Below are 6,053 nucleotides of genomic sequence, written 5' to 3'. Positions count from 1 at the left end.
CCCCCCCCCCCCCCCCCCCCCCCCCCCCCCCCCCCCCCCCCCCCCCCCCCCCCCCCCCCCCCCCCCCCCCCCCCCAAACCCCCCCCCCCCCCCCCCCCCCGGGCCACCAACTTTGAATTGCTCGCAGTTAGCCATTTCCCCGTTTGTAAACCGGCGAATGTATCTTCATAATCGCGAAGTGCTTTCGCGAGAATTCAAAAGCCTGAGCAAAGAGGCCGATCATGCCAGCGTTCGTGACTTTCGGGCGGATCCTGTTCGCCGTGCTGTTCATCTACACGGGTGCGGCAAGACTGTTTGCCATGCAGGCGACCGTTGATTTCATCGCCGCCAAGGTCGTGATGCCCGACATGATCGCGCCTTACGCCAAGCAGATCGAGACGGCGACGGCCATGACCACGCCGCAACTGCTGGCGATCGCAGTCGGCGTGCTCGAGATCATCGCAGGCGTGATGATCGCGCTGAATTTCGGCGCGCGCTTCTTCGCGATGCTGATGATTATCTATGTCGCGGTCGCGACCTTCCTGTTCTACGACTTCTGGAACCAGGTGCCGCCTGACAACGGCAAGATGCTGGTCGACGCGCTCAAGAACCTGTCGATCATCGGCGCCCTGTTCATGATCATGGGCTACGGGCGCGCCACGCGTCCGGCCGAAGCGGCCTACGGGGACGTATAAAGGTTAAGCCACTACGTCCTGCGCCATGGCGTCACCGTCACGTCATGCGCGGCGTCGAGCAGATACGGCGCGCCCGGCTTCATCCCGTGGGAGGCCAGCACCTCCTGAGGCGTGCGCCCCGGTACTTCGACAAAACAGCCCTCGCCGCGGGGCAGCCGAAGGTGCGGGGCTTCCGACAGCCAGAACGTATCGTAGCGATCCATGAACATGTCGAACACGACGGGGCCGCCGATGATTGCGACGGTGCCGGAAGCGACATCGGCGAACGCACAGGCGTCCTCAAAGCTGGTGTGAGCCGGATTCCACAAGGTCGCGTTCGGCATCTCGGGATCGACGGTCAGAGTCTGGATCTTGCGGGTCAGGATCAGGCGCTTGCGCTTGGGTGAATTCGGCTGCTGCTCATGCGAGTGACGGCCGTGCACGATCAGCGCGGCGCGATCGAGCGCCTGCTCGAAGAACAGCTTGTCGCCTTCGAACTTCAGGCTGTCGGGCATGACATGGTCGGCGTCCGCGAGCATGCCGTCCGCGGAGACGATGACGTAGCCTTCGATCCGAAAGGACAAGGGCGCGGCTATTCGGAAACCGTTGTCACGACGCTGTTGACCGGCCGGGTGCTCACCGTCGGCAGCTTGACGTCCTTGAGCAGTTCCTGGTCGTATTCCGGCAGCGTCGAGGCCGGGAACTTGGCGCGCATCGCCACCACCTTGTAACCGCCGGCCTTCAGGCGCTTGAGCAATTCGGGCAGGGCTTCCGCAGTGTGCTTCTGGAAGTCGTGCATCAGGATGATGCCCTTGCCCTTGCTGTCGAGCTTCTTCATGACGGTCTCGATCACCTTCTCGGGCTTCGAGGCCTTGAAGTCGAAGGAGTCGATGTCGCAGGAGAAGATCGCTGTGTTGCGGTTGCCGAGATAGGTGACCATCTCCGGCGGATGCTGGAGCGCCGGGAAGCGGAAGAAAGGCGAGGGCGAAATGCCGCCGAGCGCCCATTTCACCGCGGAAAGACCCTTCTCGATCTCTTCCTTGCGCTGCGCTTCCGTGAGCTTCTTGTTGTTGAGGTTGGCGTGCGACCAGGTGTGGGTGCCCACGGTATGGCCGGCCGCGTAGACCTGCTTCAGGATCTCCGGCTCGTAGGTCGCGTGCTTGCCGATCGAGAAGAAGATGCCGGTGGTGCACTCGTCGGCGAGCGCCTTCAGCACCGCGGGCGTGTTCTTGGGCCAGGGGCCGTCGTCGAAGGTCAGCACCACTTCGTGGTCGCGCAGGAAATCGAGTTCCTTAAAATGCTCGAAGCCGAAGCCAGGACCGCCCGTGGTGTCGATCTCGACGGTGCGGGCGACCCCAAGCGCGCCCGGCGTGTTGCAGGCTGCGCGGGCGGGCTGCGGCGCCTGCTTAGGCGGCGGAGGATTGACGAAGCCCGCCGGCGCGGCGGCTGCTGCAGGAGCGGGTGCTGCAGCGGGCGCAGCCGCAGCCGGTGTTGCCGCCGGTGCGGCCTGCGTCGCGGCGGCGGGCTTTGCAGCCGGGGTCTGCGACCATGCCGCGCCCGTCATCGCCAGAGACATCGCGCTTGCCAATATCAGTCCTGCCGCCACACGCATGGTTGTTGTCCTCGAGATTGATCCCGTTGTTCCGCCGCGGCTTTTCGCCTTCGGCAAAACCATCCTGCCCCTAACAATCCTAGCCTAGATGGTGGGCCCTCGCCATTGCAACGGCTGTTTGGCGCGCCAGCCCAATTGTGCCCAACCGGGTTGGGGACGCGTGGCGTCAAGTGTCGGCCAGCGCCTTGGCGATCGCCGTCTTGATCCGCGTGTCTGTCGGTTCGACCGCGGATGCAAAGACATCGGCGATATAGCCGTCCCGGCCGATCAGATATTTGTGGAAGTTCCAGCGCGGAACTTCTCGCGGGCGCGCCTCTGCCGCCCATTTGTAGAATGGATGCGCCTTTGCACCGACCACGATGGCCTTGGCCGCGATGGGGAAGGTAACGCCGTATTGGTGGTGGGCGGTTTCCGAGATCTCACTGGTGCCGCCGGGCTCCTGTCCGCCGAAATCGTTGGAGGGCACGCCAATGACGGTGAGGCCGCGTTCGCGAAACTCGCTCCAGATGTCTTGCAGGCCGGCATATTGCGGCGTGTAACCGCAGAGCGAAGCGGTGTTCACCACCAGCAGCGGCCTGCCAGTGAAGGCCGCAAGGCGGATGTCGTCGCCTGACAATGCCGGGAAAGAGAAGGCGTAGGCGGAAATTCGGCTCATGCCGCCATCCGCCAGTGCACGCGTCGCCGGCGCCAGCGTGCCTGCAAAGGCGGCGATGAGTATGGTCCTGCGGTTCATCATAACGGCGTCCCCCGAAATGATCCGGGGCGCATGTTACCCCGTCGGTGCGAGCGGCGTCGTCAACACGGCGTTATCTGCCGCGATGAGGCGCGTTAGTACAGGCGGACGATGAAATCGGTGCCTTCGCCAGTCTCGCCCTGGTTGATGCCCTGGTCGGAGACGATGATCGAGCCGCCCGATGTCAGCATTTCGTTGATCCTCGCGATCGTGTCGGCCGGGATCGAGACGCGGTCCAGGGCCTCGGCTGGACTGTCCGGCGGGACCACAGGCTTTACGGCGACGGGAATCACCGCCGCGCCACGTTGGCGGCCTGTCACGCGGCCGTCATCTTCGCGCGCGGCAGAACGGACCGACACTGGCAAGGACACCACCGACCAATGCAGCGCATTGGAATCGGCCTTGTCGATTTCGGCGGTAAAGACATGCGTGCCGAGCGGCCGATCACTCGCGGCGATTGTGACAGGCACCTCGAACAGCGGCGCAAAGTTCTGCCGCACGTAGAGCTTGGAATCCTTGCGGCTGATGAAGACCGCGATCTGGCCCGCTCGCTTGGGCGCTTCAGGTTTTGCCACGGGCGCCGGATCGGCAACGCGGGTTTCGTCCTTCTTGACGTCGGTCGTGGCCGCCTGCGCTGGCGCCGCGGCCGGTGCATCGGATGTCTTCGCGAGTTCGGACTTCGGCGTCTCCGCGGCGTCGACAGGCTTCGCTTCAGTGTTCGCGGGCTGCGCGGCGTCTCCGGCCTCTGGCTTGGCCGCGTCCGCCGCCTCAGCGGGCTTGGTCTCGGGCTTTGCCGTTGTCTCGGTGTTGTCGGCCGATGCCGGGGCCTCCTCGCGGGCTGGGGCATATCCGGTGGTCACGTCCGACATCACGGTGTGGCCGACCGACGAGCGCAGCTCGGGCACGCCGTCGGCGCTGGCGGTTTTCGTTTCAACCGGCTTTGCTTCGGTGGCCGCGGTATTGGCTGTGCCCTTGTCGGCCTTGTCGCCGGCATTGGTCTGCGGCTCGAGGCTGGCCGCGGGTTGCGGTGGCACGCGCAGCGAGGCAAGCAGCGGATGTGAGAACTTCTGCGGCGACATCTGACCGGGCGAAACGATCACGCGCGCGCCCATCCTGGTCCAGTTCCACATCTTCACCGCGAACGCCATCGGCATGCGGATGCAGCCGTGCGAGGCTGGATAGCCCGGCAGCACGCCGGCATGCATGGCAACGCCCGACCAGGTGATCCGCTGCATGTACGGCATCGGCGCGCCGCTATAGATGTTGGAGTGGTGGAATTTGTGCTTCTGGATGACGCTGAACACACCCATCGGCGTCGAATGGCCCTTCATGCCCGTCGAAACCGGGGATTCCGCGAACACGCCTTTGCTGTCGTAGACCGTGACCTTCTGCCGGTCGATCGAGACGACGATGACGAGAGGACCTTGCGGTTTGGTGCCGGCTTCTTTTTCGGCAACAAGGTCTTTTTTGCCGACCGCACCGCGCTTCTGCGGTTTCTGGCGCGGGACGTCGAGATGGCGCTCCTGGCGCCCGTAGGACCCGTCGGAATAGTCCGTCCAGTAATAAAACGCTGCGTCCGCCTGGCTTGCCGTGCCGATCGCACCCGCCGCCGCCAAAATGGCGACCTGCCAAAGCCGCGTCGGCTTGGCAGAAAAACCGGCCCCGTTCACGCTGTTCATCCTCGAATCCATAATCCAAATCAGATGTTAGTCTCTCAGAGGGGATACGCGTTCACCAGCATGGCGGTTCTGCCATCAGCTACATTTGTCCAAAGCGTAGCAAAAAAGCCTCACGGAGCGGTAAACGGCGGCCGTGTCGGCTTGCCGGTCGTCTTCCTGATCGGTCGCCTCATCCCTACATTGCTGGAAGTTGTTACCGGAGAGGTTCATGTCATCTCGTTTCCCCAGTCTTTCCAGCATCCGCTTGAAAGGCCTCGCTTTATTCCTCATGGCGTTGACCGTGCCGGCAGCGTCCGCCTTCGCCGCCGACGAGCCGGATCTAATCTTTCGCCGCTCGACCGTGTTCAAATGGATGAGCCCGAACGACAAGCTTGCGACCTACGGCCTCGACGATCCTGAAGTCGAGGGCGTGGCCTGTCATTTTACGGTGCCGGAGAAGGGCGGCTTCAAGGGCTGGCTGGGCCTTGCCGAGGAAGTCTCGGACATTTCGCTCGCCTGCCGTCAGGTCGGCCCGATCAAGTTCAAGAACAAGATGGAGCAGGGCGACGACATGTTCCGCCAGCGCCGCTCGCTGTTCTTCAAGAAGATGCAGATCGTGCGCGGCTGTGACGCGAAGCGCAACGTGCTGGTCTACATGGTCTATTCGGACAGGCTGATCGAGGGTTCGCCGAAGAACTCGACCTCGACCGTGCCGGTCATGCCGTGGGGACCGGCGGACGCCAACGTCCAGAAGTGCGGAGAGTTCTTCACTCAGTGACGCTCTTGCGTTCACTCAGTGACGCTCTCGCGTGCACTCAGTGAGGGGTTTGCGTTCACTCGATGATGTCAGCGCGGATGGCGCGCGGTTTTGCAAGATGCGAGCCGGTCAGCCGCACGAATGACTGCGACGTGGCCTCAAAGCCCCGGCTCGATTGTAGCGCCATTTCGCCAGGCGAATGGGCACTGCTGTGAACAGGTCGTTGCTCCCGGCGGTCCGTTCGTTGGTCCGCATCGCGCGTCGTTGCGCGATTCTGCGCGGTCATGATGGCTGTTCCTCACATGAACGCGCTCGGCGATGCTCGGGCGTCCTCGGTCTCGATAGCTTGGGTCGCAGTCGAAGCGCCCCCGGTTCGACAGGACCCAGCCTTCGTTCGGCTTCTCTTCAGCAGAAAAACGTAAAACGCATGTGAAGGGTGTGAGGCGGGATCATGACGGCGCCGGCGTTCCGAGCTCGCCGGAACCTGCCAGGCTACATTGGGTGACCGCACGACCCATCTGAAAAGATTGAGATTTTCCATGGAATATGTCGTCGCCTCGAGCGGGACGAAACAATTCTCACGGAGACGAAACCATTTTCCGGCTTTGGCGCATCACGCGCGAAACCGCCCATGGTTATC

General features: G+C 63.4%; 7 protein-coding genes. 2 read left to right on the top strand and 5 right to left on the bottom strand.

Annotated features, from left to right (window positions below):
• Nucleotides 1-221: 221 nt before the first annotated feature.
• Nucleotides 222-674: a DoxX family protein gene (locus tag AC0L23_RS02380; protein WP_018456294.1), complete on the top strand. Its 453-nt coding sequence runs from the start codon at nucleotides 222-224 to the stop codon at nucleotides 672-674.
• A gap of 11 nt (nucleotides 675-685) precedes the next feature.
• On the opposite strand, the gene AC0L23_RS02375 is transcribed toward AC0L23_RS02380, so the two are convergent.
• The 4 genes from AC0L23_RS02375 to AC0L23_RS02360 form a co-directional block, all read right to left on the bottom strand.
• Nucleotides 686-1,237, bottom strand: a complete 552-nt coding sequence (locus AC0L23_RS02375; protein WP_018456295.1) for a dihydrofolate reductase family protein — start codon at nucleotides 1,235-1,237, stop codon at nucleotides 686-688.
• A gap of 8 nt (nucleotides 1,238-1,245) precedes the next feature.
• Nucleotides 1,246-2,265: a polysaccharide deacetylase family protein gene (locus tag AC0L23_RS02370; protein ID WP_085352958.1), complete on the bottom strand. Its 1,020-nt coding sequence runs from the start codon at nucleotides 2,263-2,265 to the stop codon at nucleotides 1,246-1,248.
• A gap of 166 nt (nucleotides 2,266-2,431) precedes the next feature.
• Entirely contained in the window at nucleotides 2,432-3,001 is a 570-nt protein-coding gene (locus AC0L23_RS02365; protein WP_085352959.1) for a glutathione peroxidase, read from the bottom strand.
• 92 nt (nucleotides 3,002-3,093) lie between these two features.
• The gene (locus tag AC0L23_RS02360; protein WP_085384887.1) at nucleotides 3,094-4,677 is read right to left on the bottom strand and encodes a L,D-transpeptidase family protein; all 1,584 of its coding nucleotides are present in this window, start codon (nucleotides 4,675-4,677) and stop codon (nucleotides 3,094-3,096) included.
• A 208-nt stretch (nucleotides 4,678-4,885) separates the two neighbouring features.
• Between AC0L23_RS02360 and AC0L23_RS02355 the strand changes: the two genes are divergently transcribed.
• The gene (locus AC0L23_RS02355; RefSeq protein WP_085352963.1) at nucleotides 4,886-5,434 is read left to right on the top strand and encodes a CreA family protein; all 549 of its coding nucleotides are present in this window, start codon (nucleotides 4,886-4,888) and stop codon (nucleotides 5,432-5,434) included.
• A gap of 55 nt (nucleotides 5,435-5,489) precedes the next feature.
• On the opposite strand, the gene AC0L23_RS02350 is transcribed toward AC0L23_RS02355, so the two are convergent.
• Nucleotides 5,490-5,699, bottom strand: a complete 210-nt coding sequence (locus tag AC0L23_RS02350) for a hypothetical protein (RefSeq protein WP_085352964.1) — start codon at nucleotides 5,697-5,699, stop codon at nucleotides 5,490-5,492.
• Between the last annotated feature and the right edge of the window lie 354 nt (nucleotides 5,700-6,053).

This window comes from Bradyrhizobium sp. MI1.4, from assembly GCF_055811315.1.
Note: the sequence above shows the minus strand (reverse complement) of the source record. Positions and strands in the feature narration are given on the sequence as shown.